Below are 24,585 nucleotides of genomic sequence, written 5' to 3' on the forward strand. Positions count from 1 at the left end.
ATCGGGTAAGCATGTGCGCGGAAGAGGGGAAGGTGCATGAGCCTGCACGTCGCGGTCGACTTCGGCACGTCGAGCACCTGCGTGGCGATCTCCGCGCACGGGCGGGAGCCGCAGGTCGTCGTGTTCGACGGCCAGCCGCTGGTGCCGTCCGCCGTGTTCGCCGCCGCCGACGGCACGTTGTTCGTCGGTCAGGAGGCCGAACGCCAGGCAGCGGTCGACCCGGCGCGCTACGAGCCGCATCCGAAGCGTCGTGTCGACGAGGGGGAGTTGCTGCTCGGCAGCACTGTGCTGCCCGTTGTGGACGTTGTGCGCGCGGTGCTGGCACGAGCCGTGGGAGAAGCGCGGCGCGTTGGTGGCGGAGCGCCGGTCGACCTTCTCGTCCTCACCCACCCCGCTGACTGGGGCACGGTGCGCACGCGGGTTCTGCTGCAGGCGGCCCGTGGTCTCGGCCGCGAAGTGGTCCTGGTGCCCGAACCCGTCGCCGCCGCCGTCTTCCACTCCGCGAGCCACTCCGTTCCGGACGGTGCCGCGCTCGCCGTGCTCGACCTCGGCGGCGGCACGGTCGACGCGAGCGTGGTCGCGCGGGCCGGCAAGAGCTTCCGGGTGCTGTCGGCCAAGGGCGACCCGACCTTCGGCGGCGCGGACATCGACCAGGCGTTGCTCGAGCACGTCGGAGGGCTGGTCGGGGCCAAGGACCCCGAGGCGTGGCGGCAGCTCGTCGAGGGCCGGGAGATGAACGACCGGCGCAAGCGGCGGGTGCTGCGCCAGGACGTGCGCGGCGCCAAGGAGACGTTGTCCCGGCACGCCTACACCGACGTGCCGATGCCGCCGCCGTTCCCCGACGCCCACGTGACGCGGTCGGACCTGGAGCTGTTGATCGCCGCCCCGATCGGCAGGGCCGTCGCGCTCGCCGCCGGTGCCGTGCGTGACGCAGGTCTTGCTCCCCAGCAGCTCGCCGGGGTGTTCCTGGTCGGCGGGTCCAGCCGCATCCCGCTGGTCGCCCGCCTGGTGCACGAGCAGATCAGGGTGGTGCCGACGAGCATCGACCAGCCGGAGACGGTGGTGGCCCGCGGTGCGCTGCGGGCGGTCAGCCTCGACCCCGAGCGGACCGGTGGCGTGGCGAGGCAGGCGCAGCCGGTCGCCCCCTCGGGTGAGGTCACCCACAACCTGAGGGTCGGCGACGAGACCACCCGCAAGATCACCCGCCGGATCACGCCTCCGCAGCCGGGGCGGTTCCCGGCCTCGTTCCCCGCGACCCCGCCGGTGCCGCCCACCAAGAAGAGCAAGGCGCCGCTGTTCATCGCGATCGGCGTCGTGGTCGTGCTCGCGGCGGCCGGCGTGGGCGGCTGGTTCTGGCTGAAGAAGCCCGACGATCCGCGGCAACCCGCCCCGTCCGGCAGCCAGATCGCCGTCTACGACTACAGCTTCGCGCTGCCGGACGGCTGGGAGCAGACCGGCGGGGCCGCAAAAGACCGGCAGGTGCTTTTGCAACCGATAGCGCGTGCGAATTCCGATAGCAAACAACCGGAAGCGCGCATTGCTGTGCAGGAGCAAACTCTCGAGTACAACAGCGAGAGGGATCGCACTCGCGCGCTGAGTGAGTTGAAGAGCACATATGAGCAACGCAAGGAGAAAGGCGATCAGGTCGCCGAGTTCTCCGAAGACACCGCATTCGCGGGGAAGTCTGTTGTTCACTATCGCGAAGTGGTCGGGACGACCGGCGTCGAGTGGTACATCCAGTTCGCCGGGGAGCACCAGGTGAGCGTGGGATGCCAGTCGACGGAGGCCACGAACGCCCAGGTCCGCACCGCCTGCGAGCAGGTCGTCCGGTCGCTCGTCATCAAGTCCTAGCCGCAACGACAGGAGTCGCCGATGTCCGCCACCGAGGTCCTCGCCCGGTTCCGCGCCGAGGTCGGGGCAGCGGTCACCCGCGCCCGTCGCGCGTCGGGTGAGATCGGTGAACGCAATGCCAAGCTGCGGGAACGCACGCGTGACCTGGCGGAGCGCGCGCGGGAGCGCCGGCCGGAACCCGGCGGTCAGGCCACCCCCGCGGACGTCCGGGACGCCGCCACGGGGTTCCGCACCGAGCGCGGACTGCCTGTCGAGCAGGTGCCGGAACCGGTCGTCGCCGCTCCAGTTGAGACGAAGCCGGTCGCTCTCGGTTCCACGGCCGTCGCCGGTCCGAGTGGCCAGCTTCCCCGTGTGAGTGACGATGACGAGGACTTTTCGCAGTCGCGAATCCTCTATTGAAGCCTTCTCGCATCTGAGGCCCGTTTACTAGAGCAACTACTTGGAACCATCTCGGGACAGGATGGAACCGACATGGCAGGGTGCTCGTCGGAAGAGGCGTACAGAACAAGCGGTACGACCTGACGATCCAAACTAAGGGGAACTGCAATGGCTGGTGGCTTTGAGGCAACCACGGCAGAGATCGCGACTCTTGCCAAGGACGTGAACAACGCCAAGGCGGAGTTCGACGGCATCCTCCGTGGCGTCCAGTCGACGTGCGACACGCTGCGCGGCTCGTGGGAGGGCCCGGCGGCCGTGGCGTTCAACAGGCTGATGGAGCGCTTCCAGGAGAGCCAGTCCAAGCTGCAGCAGGCTCTCTCGGTCATCGGCGAGGGCCTCGCCGGCACCGCGCAGGACATGGACGCGCGTGAAGAGGAGCAGGGCTCGGGCCTGGGCAGCATCTCCAGCCGCCTCTGATCTTCCGGTTCTCTCCGGGTAATCACCTCTCCATCCGCAGACTTCTTCAGCACCTAAGGGGACCATAGAAATGATCAAGGTCAGTTTTCCCGAGCTCATGAACGCCTCGTCGCAGATCAGCAGTGCCGAGCGCAAGATCACCGGCGAGCTGGAGGCCCTCGAGGGTCGCGTCCGGTCCGTGCTCGCCGGCTACACGGGCGCCAGCTCCGAGGCGTACAACGCCGCCCAGGACGCCTGGGACAAGGCCGCCACCGACCTGGCGCAGGTGCTCTCCTCCATCGGTGTCGCCGTCCAGCAGGCCGCCGAGGCCTACCAGGCGGGCGAGCAGAAGAACGCCAACCGCTGGGGCTGAGCCCGGCAGTCAGTCGCAACACCTTCGCGAGCCCCGGAACCACGTGGTCCGGGGCTCGCGTATGTCCCAGGGCAGGCGCTTGGGGTGACCCGTTTTGGTCCCCGCGCCACCCATCCGGTATCTTCTGACGTTGTTGTGCGGTAGCTGGCGCCCGTGTGTGCCGCGTCTGTCTCGGAACCATCGCTTGGCAAGTCCAAGATCGGTCTGGGGCAACCGCCGCAGTGACCCCAGACGCAAGTGACGACGAGGTAGATCCGTGCGCACGTACAGCCCGAAGCCCGGTGAGGTGACCCGCACCTGGCACGTTATCGACGCCCAGGACGTGGTGCTCGGCCGGCTCGCCACCCAGGCCGCGACGCTGCTGCGCGGCAAGCACAAGCCGACGTATGCGCCTCACGTTGACACTGGTGACTTCGTGGTCATCATCAACGCGGACAAGGTCGCTCTGACCGGCGCGAAGCGCGACCAGGCGTTCCAGTACCGCCACTCCGGCTTCCCCGGTGGTCTGCGCAAGCAGTCCTTCGGCGAGGTCCTGGACACGCGTCCGGACCGCCTGGTGGAGAAGGCGATCAAGGGCATGCTGCCCAAGAACCGCCTTGGCCGTCAGATCGCGAACAAGCTCAAGGTCTACGCAGGCCCGAGCCACCCGCACGAGGCGCAGCAGCCGCAGGCCTTCGAGATCAAGAAGATCGCCCAGTGAGCGACGAGTACACCGAGGAAGTTCCTGTGACCACCCCTGAGAACGAGACCCCTGAGGTCGAGACCCCCGAGGTCGAGGCTGAGGTTGTCGAGGCCGAGGTCGTCGAGGCTCCCGAGGCCGAGGCCGACGAGGCCGAGGTCGTCGAGGAGACCTCCGCGCCGGTGGTCGCGCCCTCGCTGAACGGCGCCGCGCACCTCGCGCAGACTGTCGGCCGTCGCAAGGAGGCCGTCGTTCGCGTCCGCCTCGTGCCCGGCACCGGCAAGTTCACGCTGAACGGCAAGACCCTCGAGGCCTACTTCCCGAACAAGGTGCACCAGCAGCTCATCCGTGAGCCGCTCGTCACCACGGAGAAGCCCGAGACCTTCGACGTCATCGCGAACCTGCGTGGCGGCGGCATCACCGGCCAGGCCGGTGCGCTCCGTCTCGCCATCGCGCGTGCGCTGATCGCCGTCGACTCCGAGGACCGCCCGGTCCTGAAGAAGGCCGGCTTCCTCACCCGTGACCCGCGGGTCAAGGAGCGCAAGAAGTACGGTCTGAAGAAGGCCCGCAAGGCGCCTCAGTACTCCAAGCGTTGATGCTCCGCCGCGGGGCGAGCCGTGTCTGCGTTCGTCAGACGACTGCTCCTCCGCGGTGACTGCGGGACTTCCCGCGGCCCGAGTGTCATCCAGCTGTACCTGCGGGAGCAGCAGTTCATTCCGAACTGCTGCTCCCGCAGTGTTTTCCGGGTCTTTTCCCGCCGCCTTGCAGTGTCCACATCGGAGGTTCCATGGCTCGCCTGTTCGGCACCGACGGAGTCCGCGGTCTCGCCAACGCCGATCTCACGCCCGAGCTCGCGATGTCCGTCGCCGCCGCGGCGGCACGGGTGCTCGCCGAGCACGACCGTTCCCACCGGCCCGTCGCCGTCGTGGGCCGCGATCCCAGGGCGAGCAGCGAGATGCTCGACGCCGCCGTCACCGCCGGCCTCACCTCGGCCGGGGCGGACGTGCTGCGCGTCGGCGCCCTGCCCACGCCCGCCGTCGCGTACCTGGTCGCCGCGCTCGGCGCCGACATCGGCGTGATGATCTCCGCGTCGCACAACGCTATGCCGGACAACGGGATCAAGCTCTTCGCCGCCGGCGGCCACAAGCTGCCCGACTCGGTCGAGGACGAGATCGAACAGCACATGGGCGCCGGTTTCGACCGGCCGACCGGTGCCGCCATCGGTCGCGTGCGCGACATCGCCGACGCCGAGACCCAGTACGTCGAGCACCTGCTCAAGGTCACACCGCACCGCCTCGACGGCCTCAAGGTCGTGGTGGACTGCGCGAACGGTGCCGCGTCGGTGGCCGCACCGGACGCGTACCGCCGCGCCGGGGCCGAGGTGATCGCGATCAACGCGACCCCGGACGGCCTCAACATCAACGACGGCTGTGGTTCCACCCACATCGACGTCGTGGCCGCCGCGGTCCGCGAGCACGGTGCCGACCTCGGCATCGCGCACGACGGTGACGCCGACCGCTGCCTCGCGGTGGACGCGAACGGCGACCTGATCGACGGCGACCAGATCCTCGCGGTCCTCGCGATCGCGATGCGCGACGCGGGCGAGCTGTTCGAGGACACGCTCGTCGCCACCGTCATGAGCAACCTGGGCCTGCACATCGCCATGCGCGAGTCCAGGATCGAGCTGCGCACCACCGCCGTCGGCGACCGCTACGTGCTGCAGGACCTCAAGGCCGGCGGGTACTCCCTCGGCGGCGAGCAGTCGGGCCACGTCGTGCTGCCCGCGCACGCGACGACCGGCGACGGCCTGCTCACCGCGTTGCGCCTGATGGCCCGCATGGCCGAGACCGGCAAGTCGCTCGCCGACCTCGCCTCGGTGATGCGCCGCCTGCCGCAGGTCCTGATCAACGTGAAGGTCACCGACAAGGCGGCCGTGGCCAAGGCCTCGTCGGTCAGCGAGGCCGTCGCCGCCGTCGAGGCCGAGCTCGGCGACACCGGCCGCGTGCTGCTGCGCCCGTCCGGCACCGAGCAGCTCGTGCGGGTGATGGTCGAGGCCACGAGTCACGAACAGGCCGAGTCCGCCGCGCAGCGCCTGGCCGGTGTGGTTTCCTCGGTGCACTGAGGACCGATGGGGGCTGGGGAATGACCGTGCTGATGCTGCTCGTACTCCTGGTGTTGCTGGGAGGAGGGACAGCGGTCGTCATCGCCGTTGTCGTGACGTCGAAGCGCAGGCCCGTCGCCCAGCCCCCGTTCCCGCCCGGTCACGGCCATCCGCAGCAGCCGTACGGGCAGCAGTTCCCGCAGGGCCTTCCCCAGCAGCAGTACCCGCAGCAGGCCCCGCCCCCGCAGCAGCCGTACCCGTCCCAGGGGTACCCGCAGCAGCCTCCGCCCGGCTCGCCCCCGCCGTCGTCCGGCGGCTGGTGACCTGGGGCCACCCGATCCAGTGGTGATCATCGGCGTCTTGCGCCGAATGGCTGTTTACTAAGGCAACCGACATCGTCGAGCGCCGGTCACCGTGTGATCCGAGCTGGCACTGTATGGCGGAACCCGATGAGACCGAACTGCGTCAGATCGGGGACAAGGGGAGGCGAGCGGATGTCCGGGTACGGCGTTCAGATCGGCGATTTGACCAAGGCCGCGGGGACGTACGAGGCAGAGGGATCAGCCCTGATCCAGATGAAGGCCGCGGCCGTGCCGGGTGTGGGAGCCGGGCAGGTCGGCCGCAAGTTCCAGGGCGTCGCCGCCGAGTACAAGGCCTGCTTCGACCTCTTCGGCCAGGACTTGGAGAAGTTCGGCAAAGAGGCGTCCGGCATCGCCACCCGTCTGAAGGACGTCGCCAAGACGTACGAGTCGAACGAGGCGCAGACCTCGGGCCAGTTCAAGGGGTAACGAGTCGTGGCGGATCAGAACGAGATCAAGAAGCTCCTCGACGACCCGAACGTCACTCCGGAGACCAAGAAGCAACTCGTCCCCGCGCTCGCCGGTGCCGGCGCCTCGGAGGAGGACGTCGAGCGGTACGCGAAGGCCAACGGGGTCGACGTTCCGAGCGATCCCGGCGTCGGCAGCTACCTGCTCGGCGCGGCAGCCGCGGTTCCCACGGGCGGCCTGAGCCTGGGCTACGTCGCCGGCAAGGAAGCCAGCCGCTCCCAGTGGGAGAAGAAGGGCGGCGAAGCCGACAAGGTCCTCGAACAGGCCAAGGTGGAGCGCGAGCTCGGCTCCACCCAGAAGGTGCTGAACGAGCAGGGTGACGTTCCGAACAGCAACGTGCTGCTCGACGCCGGCGCCCCCGGGCTGCGGTTCTTCGCGACGTTCATCCCGCTCTACCCCAAGGCCGCGGCCGCGTGCGGGCACGGTGGTGCCGCGCCGAACCTCGAAGGCGACATCTACCGCAGGTACGACGAGGTCCGCGACATCGACTTCGCGAAGTTCCGCGAAGACGCCCACAAGCTCACCGAGAACGTGAAGAAGGCGGACGCGAGCGATAACGCGCTCGGTGCCGCCTGGAACGGGCTCGGTTCCTGGGAAGGCCCCGCCGCGAAGGCCGCGGGCGAGTACCGGACCAAGTTCGCCGGCGCCTCGAAGACGTTCGTGCAGCAGGCGGGCACGGCTCCCGGCGCGATCACGGCCGGCGTGACGAACATCCAGAAGCAGGTCAAGGAGTTCGCGCAGCAGATCCACGACCAGTACGCCGACAAGTGCGGCGGTATGACGGTCGAGGAGACGGAGCGGGCGATCCGCCAGGCGAACGGCGACATCTTCGAGAACGACGCGGGCATCCTCGACGGTCTCTCCGGCCTGCCGGGCTGGGTCGTCGGCGGTGTCGTGGGCGCTCTCACCGGCGGCATCCTGTCGGGTGTTCTCGCGGGCCTCGGCTGGGACTCGTGGGTCAGCAACCGGCGCGAAAGCATCATCAACGAGGCCAAGCAGAAGCTGAAGGCGTTCTGCGAGGAGTTCGACGGCAAGAAGAAGGCGTTCGACGGCTACTGCCAGGCCGTGCAGGCCGGTGTCGAGGCCGACTACAAGACGATGTTCGAGGCCATGAAGAACGCGTTCAAGGACACGTTCGGCCCGATCGGCGACCCGCCGGCGTTCTCCGACCAGGGCGGCGGCCGCCAGAACGTCGACAACGGTGGCGGTGGCGGCGGCAACAACGGCGGCGGCGGTGGCGGCAGCCCGAGCGGCGGCGGTGGCCCGAGCGGTGGCGGCGGTGGTGCGCCGGAGATCCCCAAGCCGGAGAACCCGCTCGACAAGGACGGCGACGGCAAGCCCGACGTTCCCGGTGACACCGACGGCGACGGCAAGCCCGACGACCTCGACGGTGACGGCAAACCCGACGAGCCGAAGCCCGAGGAGAAGCTCGAGACCGTCACGGTCACGGCCGGCGACAACACGATCAAGGTCACGGAGCCCGACTCGAACGGGCACGTGAAGATGACGATCGACACGCCCAAGGGCGAGCCGAAGACCTACGACCTGGACTTCAGCAAGAACCCCGAGGCCGCGAAGGCCCTGATGGGCCAGAACGGCACGCAGGCCATCACCAACATGGCCAACCAGCTCACGGCGTCGAGCCCGACGGCGAGCGCGGGTGCGCAGACGCCTGCCGCCGGTGGCTCCCCGGCACCCGGTGGCGGCGCGGCTCCGGCGGCCGGCCCGCTGGGGTCGGAGTCGAACCCGATCCCCGTCGAGGTCGGCGAGGACGGCAAGATCCACATCGAGCAGGACGGCGTCAACTTCACCGCCGAGGTCAACGCCGACACCGGTGAGATCAACCTGACCGCGGACAACGGCGACGGCACGCCGGACAAGATCGGCGTGAGCTTCGGCGAGGACGAGAACCCCGCCGCGCAGGGCCCGGGCTCCGAGTCCGGTTCCGGTGCGGGTGGCGGTTCCGACGGCGCCAGGCTGGAGGACGGCCTGCGCACGCCCGAGGCCGACTTCCCGCAGCCGGTCGAGGGCGGCGTCACGACGCTGCCGGCCGAGGCGGACTTCCAGCCGATGCCCGCCCCCGCGGGCGAGCAGGCCTGGAGTGCGCCGGGTGAGTCCGCGCCGAACGTGGCCGAGCGCTTCCAGGACTCGACGGCCCGCAGCTACATCGAGGACAACGGCATCATGCCGAGCGTCGGCGAGCCCCGGATCCCCGCGGAGAGCCCTCAGTTCGCGCAGGCCACGGACAGCACGACGACGTCCGGTGTCTCGTTCACCGGCGGCGCGGGCGGCGGCAGCGAGTCCGTGCTCGGCTCGAGCGCAGACAGCGCGTGGACCAGCCCGAACTCCGGTGACAGCAACGGCGGCGCGTTCAACACGAACGCCTCCGAGGCGGGCCAGCCGGGCTCGGCCAACCTGCCGACCATGCAGGACCCCACCGGCCAGTCGCCGAGCGGTGCGGCCTCCGGCGGCATGATGGGCGGCGGCGGCATGATGGGTGGCGGCGCTCCCGGAGCCGGTGGCCAGCAGGGCGGCGACTCCGAGCGCGGTGCCAGCCAGTGGCGCACCACGGGCACGTTGTTCGACGAGGACAACAACAACCCGTTGAGCGCCATGCAGACCACGCTGGGTGAAGACCGAGGAGAGGCCGCCAACCCATGGCGATGATCGGGGAAGTGGACCCGCGCGTGCAGGCGTTGTTCGACGAGAACATCGCCAGGACCCGCCGTGCCACCGCCGAGGTCTCGGCGGAGCTCAAGGCGAGCCAGGACAAGGTGGCCGCCGACATCGCGGCACGCGAGGAGAAGCACAAGCAGGACGTCGCGGCCGCGCAGCAGAGCGCGGAGAACCTCGTCAAGCAGGGCGAGAAGGCGCAGCAGCAACGCAAGCCGCAGTGGGACCGTCCCGAGCGCGGTGCGGGCGAGCTGGCGTTCGGCCCGGAGGAGGACGACGGCGGGTACGCACCCCAGCAGCAGGCGCCCGCGCCCGCTCCGGTGCCGCCGCCCCCGCCGCCACCACCGGTCGCGCCGCCTCCGCCGGTCCACCGGCGCCGTCCGGCACCCGTGGACGACGATGACGACCTGAGCGGCCAGACCTGGCTGTCCTGACTCGAAGACGAAGGCCCGCGTCCGTTGTGGACGCGGGCCTTTCGCTCGTCAGTGGAGCGATCAGCGCTTCAGCAGCGCTTCCCGCTGGAACACCAGGTTCGCGTTCTTCAGATCGGTGTCGAGCAGCTCGTCGTACGTCCGGTCGCCCGTCAGCACGCGCAGCATGAACGCCGTCACGAACGCGCGCCCGAGCTTCTGCGACGCCCGCTCGCCGCTGCCGTCGAGCATGAGCTCGCTCCAGTGCCGGCCCTCGGTGAACCCGAGGTGCGAGGCCTTGGGCAGCAGCCGCAGCTGCACGGGGCCGCCCCACGCCTGGGCGATCGCCTCGGCGTGGCCGACCGGCGGGGCGATGCGGTCCTCGCCCGCCGCGAGGTGCAGGCCGGGCGCGCGCACCTCCCGTGCCGCGTCCAGTGCGGACGGGCGCGTCTCCGTTGCGGCCAAAGTCACAACGGCCCGGACGCGGTCCGAGCCCGCTACCGCGAGCACCGCCGCGCCGCCGCCCATCGAGTGCCCGGCCAGCGCGAGCCGGGAGGGGTCGACGCTGATCTCACCGGTGCCGAGCCGCACGCCGGTGCTGATGTCCAAAGTGGTCTGGAGGTTCGCCGCGAGCACCCGTGCCGACAGCAGCGGGCCGCGCTCGACGGCCGGTGCCGCGGCGACCACGCCCCACGACGCCAGGTGCCGCAAAAGGCCGTGGTAGCGCCGTACGGGCTGCATCCAGCCGTGTCCGAACGCGACGGCGGGCAGACCCAGGCCGGACTGGGGCGTGAAGATCACGCCCGGCAGGCCGACGAGCGCGAGGTCACCGCGCAGCACGGGGTGCGGTCCGGGCCTGCTGAGCTGCTCGAGGGCCTGTTTCGCGGTCAGCGTGATCACGCGGCGAGCCATGGGTGAACCGTAGTCGATCCTGTCGCGCACACCACACCCGAGATTGGTCTACACCACTCGTGTCCCTGACCTGCGGTGACGTACCTCGCTCACTCATTAGGGTTAGGGGCGTGGTCTAGCTAGTCTGTTTCCCGTGTGCGGAATCGTGGGATACGTGGGTCACCAGTCGGCGCTCGACGTCGTGCTGGACGGGCTGAGGCGCCTCGAGTACCGGGGTTACGACTCGGCGGGCGTCGCGGTCGTGACAGGCGACGACCTCGCCGTCGAACGCAAGGCCGGACGGCTGCAGAACCTGGAGACGAGGCTCGACGAGGTGGGCCGCGACAACTTCGTGGGCACCGTCGGAATGGGCCACACCCGGTGGGCGACGCACGGCGCGCCGATCGACAAGAACTCGCACCCGCACCGCGACACGACGAACCGTGTCGCCGTGGTGCACAACGGCATCATCGAGAACTTCCTCGCGCTGCGCGCCGAGCTCGAGGGCCTCGGCGTCGAGATGGCGTCCGACACGGACACCGAGACGGTCGCGCACCTCGTGGCGTTCGCCTACGCCGAGGGCGACACGAAGGGTGACCTGCCTGCCAGCGTGCGCAAGGTCGCCCGCCGGCTCGAGGGCGCGTTCACGCTCGTGATCACGCACGCCGACGAGCCCGACCAGGTCGTCGCCGCGCGCCGCAACTCGCCGCTGGTCGTCGGTGTCGGCGAGAACGAGTACTTCGTCGCGAGCGACGTGGCCGCGTTCATCGCGCACACCAAGGAAGCCGTCGAGCTGGGGCAGGACCAGATGGTCGTGCTGAACCGCTCCGGCTACGAGGTCACCGACTTCGACGGCGAGCCCGCCGAGGCCAAGCCGTTCACGGTGAACTGGGACCTCAGCGCCGCCGAGAAGGGCGGCCACGAGTACTTCATGCTCAAGGAGATCGAGGAGCAGCCGGAGGCGCTGGCGAACACGCTGCGCGGCCACTTCACGAACGGCCGGATCGTCCTCGACGAGCAGCGCCTCTCCGACCAGGACCTGCGGGACGTCGACAAGGTCTTCGTCATCGCCTGCGGTTCGGCCTACCACTCCGGTCTCGTCGCGAAGTACGCGATCGAGCACTGGACCCGCCTGCCCGTCGAGGTCGAGCTGGCCTCCGAGTTCCGCTACCGCGACCCGGTGCTCGACCGCGACACGCTCGTCGTCGCCGTCTCGCAGTCCGGCGAGACCGCGGACACGCTGGAGGCCGTGCGCCACGCCCGTGCGCAGAAGGCCCGCGTCCTGGCGGTCTGCAACACCAACGGCGCGCAGATCCCGCGCGAGTCCGACGCCGTGCTCTACACGCACGCCGGTCCGGAGATCGGTGTCGCGTCGACGAAGGCGTTCCTCGCCCAGATCGCCGCGAACTACCTGGTGGGCCTGGCCCTCGCGCAGGCCCGCGGCACCAAGTACCCGGACGAGGTCGCCCGCGAGTTCCACGAGCTGGAGGCCATGCCCGAGGCCGTGCGGCGCGTGCTCGGCACCATCGACCAGGTCAAGGCGCTGGGCCGTGAGCTCGCGGACTCGAAGGCGGTGCTGTTCCTCGGCCGCCACGTCGGCTACCCCGTGGCCCTCGAAGGCGCGCTGAAGCTCAAGGAGCTCGCGTACATGCACGCCGAGGGCTTCGCGGCCGGCGAGCTGAAGCACGGCCCGATCGCGCTGATCGAGGAGGGCCTGCCGGTCGTCGTCGTCATGCCGTCGCCGAAGGGCCGTGCCGTCCTGCACTCGAAGCTGGTGTCGAACATCAGCGAGATCCAGGCCCGTGGCGCCCGCACGATCGTGATCGCGGAGGAGGGCGACGAGACGGTCCGTCCGTTCGCCGACCACCTGATCGAGATCCCGGCCGTCCCAACGCTGCTGCAGCCGCTCATCTCGACGATCCCGCTGCAGGTGCTCGCGGCCGAGATCGCGACCGCCCGCGGCTACGACGTCGACAAGCCTCGCAACCTGGCGAAGTCCGTTACCGTCGAGTGAGTGAGAGGCGTCTGGCACACCGAACGCGTCAAGTCCGCTGAAGAGGAGCTCATGGCGGTCGTCCCGCCGGGCTCGTTGATGCGCAAGGCCGCGTTCGGTGTGGCCACCCACGCCCTTCGTCTGCTGGCCGGACGTCGCCGCGTGACGTTGCTCGTGGGTGCGGGCAACAACGGCGGTGACGCCCTGTGGGCCGGCTACTTCCTGCGCCGCCGGGGGATCGCGGTGTCCGCGGTCCTGCTGGTGCCGGAGAAGGCGCACGCCGAAGGCCTCGCCGCGTTCCGCCGGGCGGGCGGCCGGATCGTCTCGTCGGTCGGCTCCCCGGACCTGGTGATCGACGGCATCGTCGGCCTCTCCGCACGCGGCCCGCTGCGTCCTGCCGCGGCGGAGCTGGTGGCTTCGGTGCGCGCGCCGATCCTCGCGGTGGACCTGCCGTCCGGCATCGACCCGGACACCGGCGAGACCTCCGGGCCGTTCGTGAAGGCCCACACCACCGTCACGTTCGGCTGCCTGAAGCCCGTGCACGCACTGGCCGACTGCGGCGACGTGCACCTGGTCGACATCGGCCTGCGTCCGTCCGAACCCGACTTCGTGCTGCTCGACCGCGCGGACGTCGAGTGGCCGGTGCCGGGCCCGTCCGACGACAAGTACACCCAGGGCGTCACGGGCGTGGCCGCCGGCAGCTCCACCTATCCCGGTGCCGCCGTGCTCTCCACGGGTGCCGCCGTCCTCGCGACCTCGGGCATGGTCCGCTACGCAGGCCCCGCCGCCGACGCCATCCGCGCCCGCTGGCCCGAGACCATCTGCACCGGTTCCATCACCGACGCGGGCCGCGTCCAGGCCTGGGTCGTCGGCCCCGGCATGGGCACGGGCCCGTCGTCCGCCGAGGTGCTGCGGTTCGTGCTGGACGCCGGCGTGCCCGTGATCGCCGACGCGGACGCCATCACGCTGCTCGCCTCCCAGTCGTCGCTGTGGGACTCCCGCGACCCCGACGCCGCCCTGGTGCTCACGCCGCACGACCGCGAGTTCGAACGCCTGGCGGGCCCGGTGGGCTCCGATCGCGTCGCGGCGGCCCGCAAGGCTGCCCGGCGCTTCAACGCCGTGGTGCTGCTGAAGGGGCACCGGACCGTGGTCGCGGCCCCGGACGGGCGGGCGCTGGTGAACTCGGCGACCTCGTCGTGGCCCGCGACGGCCGGGTCCGGGGACGTGTTGTCCGGCATCATCGGCGCGCTGCTGGCGAGCGGTCTGGACCCGTTCCTGGCAGCCGGGTACGCGGCGTACGCGCACGTGCTGGCGGCGGAGCTCGGGGCGTCCGGAGCGCCGTTGCCCGCTTCGGGCCTGATGGCGGCGATCCCGGACGCGATCCGCGCCATCCGGGGCCTCTAGACCGCGGAGAAGCCCGCGGCCAGCTCCCGCCTGCCCGTCAACGCCAGCAGCACGGCCTGCCCGCGTCCCGTGACCGCCGCGATGCGTGCGGCCAGCGCGGCCGCGTCGGCGACCGCGTCGACCGGAGGGGCGAACGGCACTCCCGCCGCGCCCGCGACGTCCAGGCCGTGCACGACCAGCTCGAACGTCCTGGTCGGCAGCCACCGGCGCAGCCGCATGCCCCCGGCCGCCGTGGTGATCAGCGCGTCCGGATCCGCCGCGGCCACGGCGTCGACGGCACGGGAGGCGAGCTCCCGCACCAGTCCGGGCTCCGCGCTCAGCCGTGCACCCCACTCTCGTGCGTCCACGGTCGACTGAGCGGACACGGCCTCGTAGAAGGCCGGGTCCACGGTCGTCGCCAGGGCGTAGTAGCCCTCCGCCGTCGGGACGGCCTCGGTCGCGGCGGGCTGGGCGAGGGCCTGGACGACGCCCGCCAGCCCGGCGGACACCGCGTGCCCGACCAGGTCGCCCAGCGTCCAGTCGCCGAGGCCCGCACCGGACAGGCCGGGCAGCGAGTCGACCAGGTCGGCGAACGCGTGCGCGGTGGTGATGAAGGTCTGCTCTGGTGCCATGCCCACAGCCTGGCGACGCGGGCTCCCCGGCGGTTCGCGCTTCTCGCTCGGCGAACAGCGGCTGCGAGTTGCGCCATAGTCCCCGCGGGCGGCTGACATGGCACGATGAACGGGTTATGGCCCGTTCAGAAGTTGTCGTCGACCTCGGCGCGCTGCGGCACAACGTCGCCCTGCTCGCCGGCCTCGCGCCGTCCTCCGAGACGATGGCCGTCGTCAAGGCGGACGGTTACGGTCACGGCGCGGTCCAGGTCGCCCGCGCCGCCCTCGAAGCCGGAGCGACCTGGCTCGGCTCGTGCAGCACGCAGGAAGCCCTCGCACTGCGCGCGGCGGGCATCCAGGCCCCGATCCTCGCCTGGCTCGACGCCCCGGACGAGGATCTGGCGGCCGGTCTCGCGGCCGACGTGGACATGTCCGTGGCCTCGCTCTCGGACCTGCGCCGCGTCGAGCAGGCGGCGGACGAGGCCGACGCGCGGCCGCGGCTCCACCTGAAGATCGACACCGGCCTGAGCCGCAACGGTTGCCAGCCGCACGACTGGCCCGCGCTCGTGGACGCCGCGAAGAAGCACGAGGTCGTGGCCGTCTGGTCGCACCTCGCGTCCGCCGACGAGATCGGCGACCCCTCGATCGACCTGCAGGCCAAGCGGTTCGACGACGCGTACGAGGTGGCGCGGGCGGCGGGTCTCGACCCGAAACGGCACATCGCGAACTCCGCGGCCCTGCTGACCAGGCCCGACCTGCACTTCGACCTCGTCAGGCCCGGCATCGCGATGTACGGGCTGAACCCGGTGCCGACGGACCACGACCTGAGGCCGGTCATGAGCTACCGGTCGCACGTGGCGCTCACGAAACGTATCCCCGCAGGTGAGTCCGTCTCCTACGGGATGACATGGACCGCGCAGAAGGACACGACGCTGGCACTGGTGCCTGCCGGATATGCGGACGGCGTTCCGAGAGCACTCTCCGGGCGGATGGAGGTGCTCCTGGAAGGGAAGCGCCGCCCGGTGGCCGGCCGTGTCTGCATGGACCAGATCGTCGTGGACTGCGGGGACGACGAGATCGCGGAGGGTGCCGAGGTCGTCCTGTTCGGCGACGGGAGCCGGGGGGAGCCGACGGCGACGGAGTGGGCGGAGCTGACCGGGACGATCGACTACGAGATCGTCTGCGGGATGTACCGGCCGCGAGTGCGGAGGATCTACACGTGAAGCCGGTGTGGAAGGTCGTCGGGTGGGTCGGTGGCGCGGTCGGCGCCGTCGTCGCCGGTGCGGCCGTGGCACAGACCGCGAAGGTCTCGCACGAGCGCAAGACCACGTCCGACAGCCTCGCCGACGAGCCGCTGGGCCGGCTCAGGCCCGACCGCGAGTCGACGGTGGCTGCGGAGGACGGCGTGCCGATCTCCGTCGAGGAGGTCGACCCCGCGGACGGCGGCGAACCGGACATCGCCGTGGTACTCGTGCACGGGTTCGCGCTGGACCGCCGCTGCTTCCACTTCCAGCGCCGCGACCTGGCCGAGCTGATCGACCCGCGCGTGCACCAGGTGCTCTACGACCAGCGCAGCCACGGCCGTTCCGGCCGGTCGACGCCCGAGCACAGCACGATCGACCAGCTCGCGCTCGACCTCGACTCGGTGATCCGCTCGGTCGTGCCCGAGGGCCCGCTGGTGCTCGTCGGTCACTCCATGGGCGGCATGACGATCATGGCGCTGGCCGAGAAGCACCCGGAGCTCTTCGAGGAACGGGTGCGCGGCGTCGCGTTGATCGGCACCGCGGCCGGAGCCGTCGGCGGTGCGGGACTGCCGAAGTCCGTGCTGTCGCGCTACAACCCGGTGACGCTCGGCGTCGGCCGGCTCGCCAGCGTGCAGCCGGGGCTGGTCGAGTGGGTGCGCAAGAGCGCGAAAAGCCTTACCTGGAGCGGCATCCGCATGGGGGCGTTCGGTGACCGCAAGGTCGCTCCGTCCCTCGTGGACCTGATGGAGCAGATGATCAACGGGACGACGGTGAAGGTGCTCACCGAGTTCCTGGAGACCCTCGGCACGCACGACCGCTACAAGGCGCTCGCCGGGCTGCGGCACTGCGAGGTGCTGATCCTGAGCGGGGACGCGGACAAGCTCACGCCGTTCTCGCACGCCGAGCGGATGGCCGAGGAGATGCCGCACGCCACCCTCGTGCGGGCCCCCGGTGCCGGGCACATGGTGATGATGGAGCAGGCTGATCTGGTCAACGACCACCTGGTCGCGCTCGTCGAACGCTGCGCGGCCGATCGCGGAGAGAGTCGGAAGAAGTGGTGGCGCCGAGCGTGAAGACCGTCGAACTGCCCCTGGTGGAGGACACCGAGGAGTTCGGCCGCAAGCTGGGTGAACTCGTGCGTGCGGGTGACCTGTTGCTGCTCGCCGGGCCTCTGGGCGCCGGCAAGACGGCGTTCGTGCGCGGACTGGCGCGCGGTATGGGCGTGCAGGGCCGCGTGTCCTCGCCGACGTTCGTCGTGGCCCGCGTGCACGAGCCGGCCGAGGGGCGGGACGTGCGGCTGGTGCACGTCGACGCGTACCGGCTCGGGGGTCACCTGGACGAGTTGGACGATCTCGACCTGGACACGGACTTGGTCGACGCCGTGGTCGCGGTCGAGTGGGGCGAGGGCGTCGCGGAACGCCTGAACGACGATCATCTGCTGATCCGCCTCGAACGCGGAATCGATGACGTTCGCACAGCTCAGCTGGTCCCGCACGGCAACTGGAGCTCGCGTCCCCTTCCTGTGTGACGTTTTCTGACGCATGGGGTGACGTCCATTAAGGACAGAGCGTGACAGGCCGATGAACGTCGCATGATCAAGAAGACGCTCTTCGCAACCGCAGTCATCGGTGGTGCCCTCCTGGCTGCCGCTGCCCCGGCGTCCGCCGGCGAGCACGACCGCTCCGGCGGCATCAGCGTTGCCGACAACCTCTGCGCCGCGCCGTGGCAGTGGAACGGCCCGGCCTCGCTGCTGCACGAGGGCCACGCCCCCGGCTACGCCGCGTGCAACGACAACCACGCCGCCGGTGGTCACGGCATCAGCGTGCTGAACAACGCCTGTGTCGCGCCGTGGCAGTGGAACGGCCCGCTCGAGATCTTCACGGTCGACCACTCGCCGTCGTACGTCGCCTGCAACGGCAACACGTCCGGCCGCTAGTTGTCCGGAACGTCGTGGGGGATGGCCGAACGAGCCCGTCGGCCATCCCCCACGACAGTCCTCTCGGGACAGATCGTGTGTGAGGGCCTTGCCCATCTCGTTGCGCGGCAAGGCTTGTAAGTAAGGCATCACCCGTGGCCGCTCGTGCGGCACTGTCGCGACGTGATCGCTCAGGGTTGATGGTTCCGGCGCTTCGCCCGCTGGAACCACCCCGGGCCACGATCCGTTCGCCCGCCGCTCTGGCAGAGCCCCGCGGTCACCCGGTTCAGCGAACCTGGACCGAGGTCGCACGAGTGCCACGAGGACGTGTCGGAACTGCGGGTTCCGACAGGTACTACCCTGGTCAACCGTGCTAGTGCTCGCCGTCGACACGGCCACCCCCGCAGTCACCGCCGGTGTGGTCGAACTCGCGCCCGACTCCCCGCCGCGCCTTCTCGCGAAGCGGGTGACGCTCAACGCCAAGGCGCACGGCGAGCTGCTCACCCCGCACATCAGCGACGCGCTGGCCGAAGCCGGCAAGACCTTCGCCGACCTCGACGCGATCGTCGTCGGTGCCGGTCCCGGGCCGTTCACCGGCCTGCGGGTGGGTCTCGCCACCGCCGCCGCGCTCGGCCAGGCGCTCAACCGCCCGGTCTACCCGGTCGCCACCACCGACGCCATCGCCAAGGACGCCGCCAGCGGCCACCCGCTGCTCGTCGCGACGGACGCGCGGCGCAAGGAGGTCTACTGGGCCGCCTACGACGCCGCCGGCCGCCGCACGGACGGCCCGCACGTCGAGCGTCCTCAGGACCTCGCCGAGAAGCTGCCGTCGATGGGCGTGCGCCAGGCGACCGGTGAGGGTGCCGAGATCTACGCCGACGTGCTCGGCCTCGAGACCCTCGGCGCCAAGCACCCGAGCCCGGAGGGCCTGGTCGCCGCCGCGGCCGCCGAGGTGCTCGCGAAGGCCCGCCCGGCCGCCCTCACCCCGCTCTACCTGCGCCGCCCCGACGCCGTCGAGCCCACCGGGCGCAAGAGGGTGACCAGGGCATGACCACCGGCACCGTCACGCTCGCGCCCCTGCAGCACGCCGACGTGCCCAGGTGCCACGAGATCGAGCTGGCGTTGTTCCCCGGTGACGACCCGTGGAGCGAGAACGCGTTCCACAGCGAGCTCGACAACGGCAACTACTACGTCGGCGCGTACGCGGACGGGGAGCTGATCGGCTACGCCGGGCTCGCCGCCAGTCCGTACGAGGCCAGCGTGCACACCATCGCCGTCATCGGGCACTGGCAGGGCAGGGGCGTCGGCAAGACGCTGCTGAAGGACCTGCTGGCCCGCGTCGACGAGATCGGCGTGCCGGTGTTCCTCGAGGTCCGCACGGACAACGAGCCCGCGATCGCGATGTACAAGGCGTACGGCTTCGAGCAACTCGGCCTGCGCCGCCGCTACTACCAGCCGTCGGGTGCCGACGCGTACACGATGGGAAGGCCAGCTCACAGTGTCTGATCGCTTGATTCTGGGCATCGAGAGCTCGTGCGACGAGACGGGCTTCGGCATCGTCCGCCTCGGTCCGGACGGCTCGCTCGAACTGCTCGCCGACGAGGTCGCCTCCAGCGTCGAGGAGCACGCCCGCTTCGGCGGCGTCGTGCCCGAGGTCGCCTCGCGCGCCCACCTCGAGGCGCTGGTCCCGACCATGCGCCGCGCGCTCGACACCGCGAAGGTCGAGCTCTCCCAGATCCACTCCATCGCCGTCACCGCCGGCCCCGGTCTGGCCGGCGCGCTGCTGGTCGGCGTGTCCGCCGCGAAGGCGTACGCGGCCGCGCTCGGCAAGCCGCTCTACGGCGTGAACCACCTCGCGGGCCACGTCGCCGCGGACACGCTGCAGCACGGCCCGTTGCCGCAGCGCTGCCTCGCGCTGCTGGTCTCCGGCGGCCACTCGCAGCTGCTGCTGATCGAGGGCGGCCTCGCGAACTCGATCACCGAGATCGGCTCCACCGTGGACGACGCCGCAGGTGAGGCGTACGACAAGGTCGCGCGGCTGCTCGACCTGCCGTACCCCGGCGGCCCGCCCATCGACAAGCTCGCCAAGCAGGGCAACGGGTGCGCCATCGCGTTCCCGCGCGGTCTCACGGGCCCGCGCGACGCGAAGTACGACTTCTCGTTCTCCGGCCTGAAGACCTCGGTCGCCCGCTGGGTCGAACGCGCCGAGCGCGCCGGCGAGGAGATCCCGCTGGCCGACGTCGCCGCGTCGTTCCAGGAGGCCGTCGCGGACGTGCTGACCGCCAAGGCCATCCGCGCCGCGAAGGACCTGGACGTCGGCACGCTGGTCATCTCCGGCGGCGTCGCGGCGAACTCGCGGCTGAGCGGCCTCGCGGCCGAGCGGTGTGCCGAGGCGGGCATAGAGCTGCGCGTGCCGCGGCCGAGGCTGTGCACGGACAACGGCGCCATGATCGCTGCTCTGGGCGCTCACCTGGTCGCGGCGGGCGCCAAGCCGTCCCCGATGGACCTCTCGACGACGCCCGGTCTGCCCGTCGGCACGGTGCAGATACTCTGACCGCCATCCTGGGCGGACCTGAATCTTGGAGTAAGCGGTGAGCGCTGAACCCATGCGCACGATCACGTACCTGTTCCCGATCTACAACGAGAGCGGGAACATCGATCTGCTGCACAAGACGGTCTCCGAGGTCGTGAAGCCGCTCGAGGACCGGTACCGCGTCAACTTCATCTACGTCAACGACGGCAGCCGCGACAACTCGCTGGACCTGCTCAACGCCGTCGCCGACGCGGACGACCGGGTCACCGTCATCGACCTGGCGCGCAACTTCGGTCACCAGCTCGCCGTCACCGCCGGGCTCGACCTCGCGGACGCCGACGCCGTGATCATCATGGACAGCGACATGCAGGACCCGCCCTCGGTCAGCCTCGAGCTGATCGAGAAGTGGGAGCAGGGCTTCGAGGTCGTCTACGCCCAGCGCCGCTCGCGCCAGGACACGGCGTTCAAGAAGGCGACCGCGCGGGCGTTCTACTGGTTCCTGCGCAAGGTCGCGGACATCGACATCCCGGAGAACACCGGCGACTTCCGCCTCATCGACCGCAAGGTCGTCGAGGAGCTGCGCAAGTTCCGCGAGCACAACAGGTTCCTGCGCGGTCTGGTGAGCTTCATCGGCTTCAAGCAGACCGCCGTGCAGTTCGACCGAGACAAGCGCCACGCGGGCGTCACCGGCTACCCGCTGCGCAAGATGCTGCGGTTCGCCGCGGACGGCATCGTCGGGTTCTCCGTCGCGCCGCTGAAGCTGATCTCGAAGGTCGGCTACTTCATCTCGTTCCTCGCGTTCCTCGGCATCTGCTACGTCGTCGGCGTGAAGCTGTTCCTGCCCGACACCGCCGTGCCCGGTTGGGCGTTCATCACCAGCGCCGTGTTCTTCCTCGGCGGCATCCAGCTCGTGATGCTCGGCGTGCTCGGCAGCTACATCGGCCGCATCTACACCGAGGTGCAGAACCGCCCGCTCTACAGCGTGGCGTCCGTGCGCACCGGCACGACGGTGCCGAACGACGCCAGGGCCCTCGCGCCGTGAAGAGGCTGCTGAGCGCCCAGCAACTGCGCTTCGCACTGGTCGGCATCGGCAACACCCTCGTCGACCTGGTCGGCTACACGGTGCTGTTCGCGCTCGGCACTCCGTTGGTGATCGCGAACCTGATCTCGACCACGACGGGCATGGCGCTCAGCTTCACGCTCAACCGCAGCTTCACGTTCCGTGCGGCCGGCGGGGGAGCGGTCCGCCAGATCGTGCTGTTCGTGCTGGTCACGGGCATCGGCCTGTGGGCGATCCAACCTCTGGTGATCATGCTGACCCGCGACGCGTTCGCCGGTCTGCCCGAGACCCTCGCCATCGCGGCGCCCAAGCTCGCGGGCATCTGCGTCGCACTCGTCTGGAACTACGTGCTCTACAGCAAGCTCGTGTTCCGCCCGGTAGACCCGGTTGAAGAGCCTGCAAAGGAACCCGTTCATGACTGACACCGCGATCCGCGAGCCGGAGGTCGTCGCCGAGGAGTCCCCGCGGCCCGTGCCCCGCTGGAAGACCGCGCTGACGGGCGACTTCGCGAAGGTCTTCCTGCTCGTCTTCGCCTGGCAGGTCTTCATGACCGTGCTCGGGCGGGTGCTCGAACCGCTGCTGCCGATCTTCGAGGGCACGCCGGTCTCGTCGCGCGCGGTCGACACGCTGCTGTCGCACACGCACCGCTGGGACGCCGAGAACTTCACCGGCATCGCCGAGGGCACCGCGTACCAGAACGTTCCGACCTCGCAGGCGTTCTACCCGGTCTTCCCGCTGTTCGTGTGGCTCGTGAAGATGCTGTTCCTGGGCAAGATCGGGACGCTGGTCGCCGGCATCATCGTGAACACGGTCGCCACGTGGCTCGGCGCGGTGGCGCTGCTCAAGGTCGCCAGGACCTTCCTGACCGGTGAGCGCGCGCCGTGGCTCGTCGTGATGCTGATGCTGACCTGGCCGTCGGCGTACTTCCTGCACGCGTTCTACAGCGAGGCCGTGTTCATCGCGCTCGGTTTCTGGGCGTACCTCTTCGCGCTGCGCAGGCAGTGGGTCTTCATGGGCCTGTGCCTGATGCCGCTGACGGGCGTGCGGATCACCGCCGTGCTGTTCGTGGGCCTGTGCTTCCTGGAGTTCTGGCGCAGCAAGGAGTGGAAGTTCCGCGGGCTGCTGTCGTGGCACCTGCTGTGGTTCCCGGCGAGCGCCGTGGGCTTCCTCGGTTTCGCGCTGTACCTGAAGATCCTGGTCGGTGACCCGCTCGGCATGACGTCGGCGTACGAGAAGGCCCCGGCCTGGTCGTACCACCAGTTCACGCCGAACATCTTCGGCACGCTCTGGAACGAGCTGCTGATGTCGGTCAACACCCTGACCAAGCCCGCCGACCTCGGCACGTGGAACCTCACGAACCACGTCGTGCCGCTCGCCGGCATGGTCCTGCTGATCGCGGGCTCGATCTACCTGCTGGCGCTCCGCCGGGGCGAGCTGGTGCCGGTGGCGCTGTTCGGTCTCGCGTCGACGGTGATGCTCACGCTGAACGGCAACCTGGTGTCCGTGCACCGCTACCTGCTGCCGTGCTTCGGCATCTACATCGCGCTGGTGCTGCTCGGGCAGCGCGTGGCCGCGTTGAAGCCCGCCGCGTACGTGGTGATGTACACGGGCCTGGTCGTCCAGACCCTGATGTACCTGATGTTCGTGTCGGGCAACTGGTCCGGCTGATCACAGCTTGTTGAGGCCCGGTTTTCCGTCCTCCACGACGAACGACGCTTTCGTGGAGACCGGGGAACCGGGCCTCGTCACGTAGTCGACGCCCCGGAAGTCCGTGCGCAGCTCATCGGGCGTGAACCTGGAGAGCGTGTAACCGCGGCGGTTGTTGAAGTACTTCACGTGCGGGTTCTCGCGCAGCCACAGCGGTGTCTCGGCGTACTCCTCCGACCCGTCGCCACCGGCCGTGATCGAGGTCGTGACGAGCTCGGTCGCGAGGGTCTTCGACGACGGGTCGTCCCAGCGCTCCTTCACCTCCGCACCCCACGCCGCGTGCACGTCCCCGGTCAGCACGATCGGGTTCCGCACGTCCGCGAACCCCGCCACGACCCGGTCGCGGTCCGCGACGTAGCCGTCCCACGCGTCCAGCAGGAACTTGTCGACCTCGCCGGGGATGTAGTCGTACTGCGAGAAGAACACCTGCTGCCCGAGCACGTCCCAGCGGGCCTGCGAGCCCCGGAAGCCGTCGAACAGCCACTCCTCCTGCGCGGCGCCGAGCATGGTGCGCTCGGGCTCGAGCCGTTCGGGACAGAGCTGCAGCCCGTCCCCGCAGGCCTGGTCCGTCCGGTACTGCCGGGTGTCGAGCATGTGGAACGTGGCGAGCCCTCCCCACCGGATCCGCCGGTACAGCCTTGATGACCTGCGCAAAGGCATGTTCTCGTAGTACGCCTGGATGGCCGCGGCCCGGCGCGCGAGGAAGTTCGGCTGCGGTGTGTCCGGCAGCAGCCCCGCCCAGTTGTTGTCGATCTCGTGGTCGTCCCAGATCACCGACCACGGCGCCACGGCGTGGGCCGCCTGCAGGTCGGGGTCGGTCTTGTACTGCGCCTGCCGCCGCCGGTAGCCCGCGAGCGTCACGGTGGTCGGGCCCTCGACGTGCCGGACGTTGCCGCTCGGGGCCACGTGGATGCCGCTCTCGTACTCGTACGTGTAGTCGCCGAGGTGCAGCACCAGGTCGGGTTCGTCCTCCGCGAGCCTGCGGTACGCCGTGAAGTAGCCGTGCTCGTACTGCGCGCACGAGGCGAAGGCCATCGTCAGCGGTACCTGCAGAACGTTCGGAGGAGGTGCCGTGCGCGTACGGCCCGTCCGCGAGAGGTGGTTGAGGGCCTTGAAGCGGTAGAAGTACTCGCGGCCCGCCTCCAGCCCGACGAGCTCGACGTGGACGCTGTGAGCCTCCTCGGGTCGAGCCGTGGTGGAGCCGCGTTGCACGGTTCGGGTGAACCGTTCGTCCTCGGCGACCTGCCAGAGCACCTCGACCGGACGGTTCGGCATGCCTCCGAGGCCGTCGTCGGCGAGGGGTTCGACGGCCAGCCGCGTCCACAGGACCACTCCGTCGGGTGCCGGGTCGCCCGAGGCCACACCGAGTGTGAAAGGGTCGCTCGGACGGGCCGACGCGCCGGCCGAGAAAGCTGTGACTCCTGCCACGCCTGCGAGCAGCAGCGTTCGGCGCGTCAACGGGGACATGCACTGAATACGGCTCCCGGAGGGTGATCGGTT

General features: G+C 70.2%; 26 protein-coding genes. 23 read left to right on the forward strand and 3 right to left on the reverse strand.

The annotated features are described in order from the left end of the window. Positions 1–36: 36 nt before the first annotated feature. The 11 genes from ACWF7A_RS41885 (at position 37) to ACWF7A_RS41935 (ending at position 9,772) form a co-directional block, all read left to right on the forward strand. Positions 37–1,851: a type VII secretion-associated protein gene (locus tag ACWF7A_RS41885; protein WP_452256023.1), complete on the forward strand. Its 1,815-nt coding sequence runs from the start codon at positions 37–39 to the stop codon at positions 1,849–1,851. Positions 1,852–1,872: 21 nt separating this feature from the next. Then, positions 1,873–2,250 carry a hypothetical protein gene (locus ACWF7A_RS41890; RefSeq protein WP_452256024.1) on the forward strand — a complete coding sequence of 126 codons (378 nt, stop codon included), beginning with the start codon at positions 1,873–1,875 and terminating at the stop codon, positions 2,248–2,250. Positions 2,251–2,397: 147 nt separating this feature from the next. Next, positions 2,398–2,706, forward strand: coding sequence for a WXG100 family type VII secretion target (locus ACWF7A_RS41895; protein WP_452256025.1), 309 nt, complete (start codon positions 2,398–2,400; stop codon positions 2,704–2,706). A gap of 70 nt (positions 2,707–2,776) precedes the next feature. After that, the gene (locus ACWF7A_RS41900) at positions 2,777–3,058 is read left to right on the forward strand and encodes a WXG100 family type VII secretion target (RefSeq protein WP_452256026.1); all 282 of its coding nucleotides are present in this window, start codon (positions 2,777–2,779) and stop codon (positions 3,056–3,058) included. 256 nt (positions 3,059–3,314) lie between these two features. Next, on the forward strand, positions 3,315–3,758 hold the full coding sequence (gene rplM, locus ACWF7A_RS41905) for a 50S ribosomal protein L13 (RefSeq protein WP_189160352.1): 444 nt from the start codon (positions 3,315–3,317) through the stop codon (positions 3,756–3,758). A gap of 26 nt (positions 3,759–3,784) precedes the next feature. After that, the gene (gene rpsI, locus ACWF7A_RS41910) at positions 3,785–4,333 is read left to right on the forward strand and encodes a 30S ribosomal protein S9 (RefSeq protein WP_452256027.1); all 549 of its coding nucleotides are present in this window, start codon (positions 3,785–3,787) and stop codon (positions 4,331–4,333) included. Between the two features lie 191 nt (positions 4,334–4,524). Continuing rightward, entirely contained in the window at positions 4,525–5,859 is a 1,335-nt protein-coding gene (glmM, locus tag ACWF7A_RS41915) for a phosphoglucosamine mutase (RefSeq protein ID WP_452256028.1), read from the forward strand. A 20-nt stretch (positions 5,860–5,879) separates the two neighbouring features. After that, positions 5,880–6,161 carry a hypothetical protein gene (locus ACWF7A_RS41920; protein ID WP_452256029.1) on the forward strand — a complete coding sequence of 94 codons (282 nt, stop codon included), beginning with the start codon at positions 5,880–5,882 and terminating at the stop codon, positions 6,159–6,161. Between the two features lie 171 nt (positions 6,162–6,332). Continuing rightward, positions 6,333–6,626 (forward strand): hypothetical protein, encoded by a 294-nt coding sequence (locus ACWF7A_RS41925; RefSeq protein ID WP_452256030.1) that lies wholly within the window; start codon positions 6,333–6,335, stop codon positions 6,624–6,626. Positions 6,627–6,632: 6 nt separating this feature from the next. Continuing rightward, positions 6,633–9,332, forward strand: coding sequence for a hypothetical protein (locus tag ACWF7A_RS41930; RefSeq protein WP_452256031.1), 2,700 nt, complete (start codon positions 6,633–6,635; stop codon positions 9,330–9,332). Continuing rightward, positions 9,323–9,772, forward strand: a complete 450-nt coding sequence (locus ACWF7A_RS41935; protein WP_452256032.1) for a hypothetical protein — start codon at positions 9,323–9,325, stop codon at positions 9,770–9,772. Before ACWF7A_RS41930 ends, ACWF7A_RS41935 begins: the two co-directional genes overlap by 10 nt. 60 nt (positions 9,773–9,832) lie before the next feature. Here ACWF7A_RS41935 and ACWF7A_RS41940 read toward each other — a convergent pair whose 3' ends face one another. Beyond that, the gene (locus ACWF7A_RS41940) at positions 9,833–10,660 is read right to left on the reverse strand and encodes a dienelactone hydrolase family protein (protein WP_452256033.1); all 828 of its coding nucleotides are present in this window, start codon (positions 10,658–10,660) and stop codon (positions 9,833–9,835) included. A gap of 133 nt (positions 10,661–10,793) precedes the next feature. Between ACWF7A_RS41940 and glmS the strand changes: the two genes are divergently transcribed. Beyond that, on the forward strand, positions 10,794–12,653 hold the full coding sequence (gene glmS / locus ACWF7A_RS41945) for a glutamine--fructose-6-phosphate transaminase (isomerizing) (RefSeq protein WP_452256034.1): 1,860 nt from the start codon (positions 10,794–10,796) through the stop codon (positions 12,651–12,653). Further along, positions 12,654–14,036, forward strand: coding sequence for an NAD(P)H-hydrate dehydratase (locus ACWF7A_RS41950; protein WP_452256035.1), 1,383 nt, complete (start codon positions 12,654–12,656; stop codon positions 14,034–14,036). It begins immediately after the preceding gene. Here ACWF7A_RS41950 and ACWF7A_RS41955 read toward each other — a convergent pair. Next, entirely contained in the window at positions 14,033–14,647 is a 615-nt protein-coding gene (locus ACWF7A_RS41955) for a maleylpyruvate isomerase N-terminal domain-containing protein (protein WP_452256036.1), read from the reverse strand. The two genes, ACWF7A_RS41950 and ACWF7A_RS41955, sit on opposite strands and share 4 nt — an antisense overlap. A gap of 116 nt (positions 14,648–14,763) precedes the next feature. Between ACWF7A_RS41955 and alr the strand changes: the two genes are divergently transcribed. The 10 genes from alr to ACWF7A_RS42005 all read left to right on the forward strand — a co-directional run bounded on the left by alr (position 14,764) and on the right by ACWF7A_RS42005 (position 23,046). Then, positions 14,764–15,849, forward strand: a complete 1,086-nt coding sequence (gene alr, locus ACWF7A_RS41960; protein ID WP_452256037.1) for an alanine racemase — start codon at positions 14,764–14,766, stop codon at positions 15,847–15,849. Then, positions 15,846–16,943 (forward strand): alpha/beta fold hydrolase, encoded by a 1,098-nt coding sequence (locus ACWF7A_RS41965; protein WP_452256038.1) that lies wholly within the window; start codon positions 15,846–15,848, stop codon positions 16,941–16,943. Before alr ends, ACWF7A_RS41965 begins: the two co-directional genes overlap by 4 nt. After that, complete coding sequence (gene tsaE, locus ACWF7A_RS41970) at positions 16,940–17,398, forward strand: tRNA (adenosine(37)-N6)-threonylcarbamoyltransferase complex ATPase subunit type 1 TsaE (protein ID WP_452256039.1); 459 nt, start codon at positions 16,940–16,942, stop codon at positions 17,396–17,398. Before ACWF7A_RS41965 ends, tsaE begins: the two co-directional genes overlap by 4 nt. Before the next feature lie 63 nt (positions 17,399–17,461). Beyond that, the gene (locus ACWF7A_RS41975) at positions 17,462–17,806 is read left to right on the forward strand and encodes a hypothetical protein (protein ID WP_452256040.1); all 345 of its coding nucleotides are present in this window, start codon (positions 17,462–17,464) and stop codon (positions 17,804–17,806) included. Between the two features lie 349 nt (positions 17,807–18,155). Next, on the forward strand, positions 18,156–18,836 hold the full coding sequence (gene tsaB / locus ACWF7A_RS41980; RefSeq protein ID WP_452256041.1) for a tRNA (adenosine(37)-N6)-threonylcarbamoyltransferase complex dimerization subunit type 1 TsaB: 681 nt from the start codon (positions 18,156–18,158) through the stop codon (positions 18,834–18,836). Beyond that, positions 18,833–19,291 carry a ribosomal protein S18-alanine N-acetyltransferase gene (rimI, locus tag ACWF7A_RS41985; RefSeq protein ID WP_452256042.1) on the forward strand — a complete coding sequence of 153 codons (459 nt, stop codon included), beginning with the start codon at positions 18,833–18,835 and terminating at the stop codon, positions 19,289–19,291. The genes tsaB and rimI overlap by 4 nt, the downstream gene beginning before the upstream one ends. Next, positions 19,284–20,339, forward strand: coding sequence for a tRNA (adenosine(37)-N6)-threonylcarbamoyltransferase complex transferase subunit TsaD (tsaD, locus tag ACWF7A_RS41990; RefSeq protein ID WP_030478357.1), 1,056 nt, complete (start codon positions 19,284–19,286; stop codon positions 20,337–20,339). Before rimI ends, tsaD begins: the two co-directional genes overlap by 8 nt. Positions 20,340–20,376: 37 nt before the next feature. After that, a complete protein-coding gene (locus tag ACWF7A_RS41995) occupies positions 20,377–21,360 on the forward strand; it encodes a glycosyltransferase family 2 protein (protein WP_452256043.1) in 984 nt (327 codons plus the stop codon). Further along, positions 21,357–21,800: a GtrA family protein gene (locus ACWF7A_RS42000; protein ID WP_452256044.1), complete on the forward strand. Its 444-nt coding sequence runs from the start codon at positions 21,357–21,359 to the stop codon at positions 21,798–21,800. The genes ACWF7A_RS41995 and ACWF7A_RS42000 overlap by 4 nt, the downstream gene beginning before the upstream one ends. Next, positions 21,793–23,046, forward strand: a complete 1,254-nt coding sequence (locus ACWF7A_RS42005) for a mannosyltransferase family protein (protein WP_452256045.1) — start codon at positions 21,793–21,795, stop codon at positions 23,044–23,046. The genes ACWF7A_RS42000 and ACWF7A_RS42005 overlap by 8 nt, the downstream gene beginning before the upstream one ends. Here ACWF7A_RS42005 and ACWF7A_RS42010 read toward each other — a convergent pair whose 3' ends face one another. Beyond that, positions 23,047–24,552, reverse strand: a complete 1,506-nt coding sequence (locus tag ACWF7A_RS42010; protein ID WP_452256046.1) for an alkaline phosphatase D family protein — start codon at positions 24,550–24,552, stop codon at positions 23,047–23,049. Positions 24,553–24,585: the final 33 nt, after the last annotated feature.

It is taken from the genome of Lentzea sp. NPDC055074 (genome assembly GCF_053608005.1).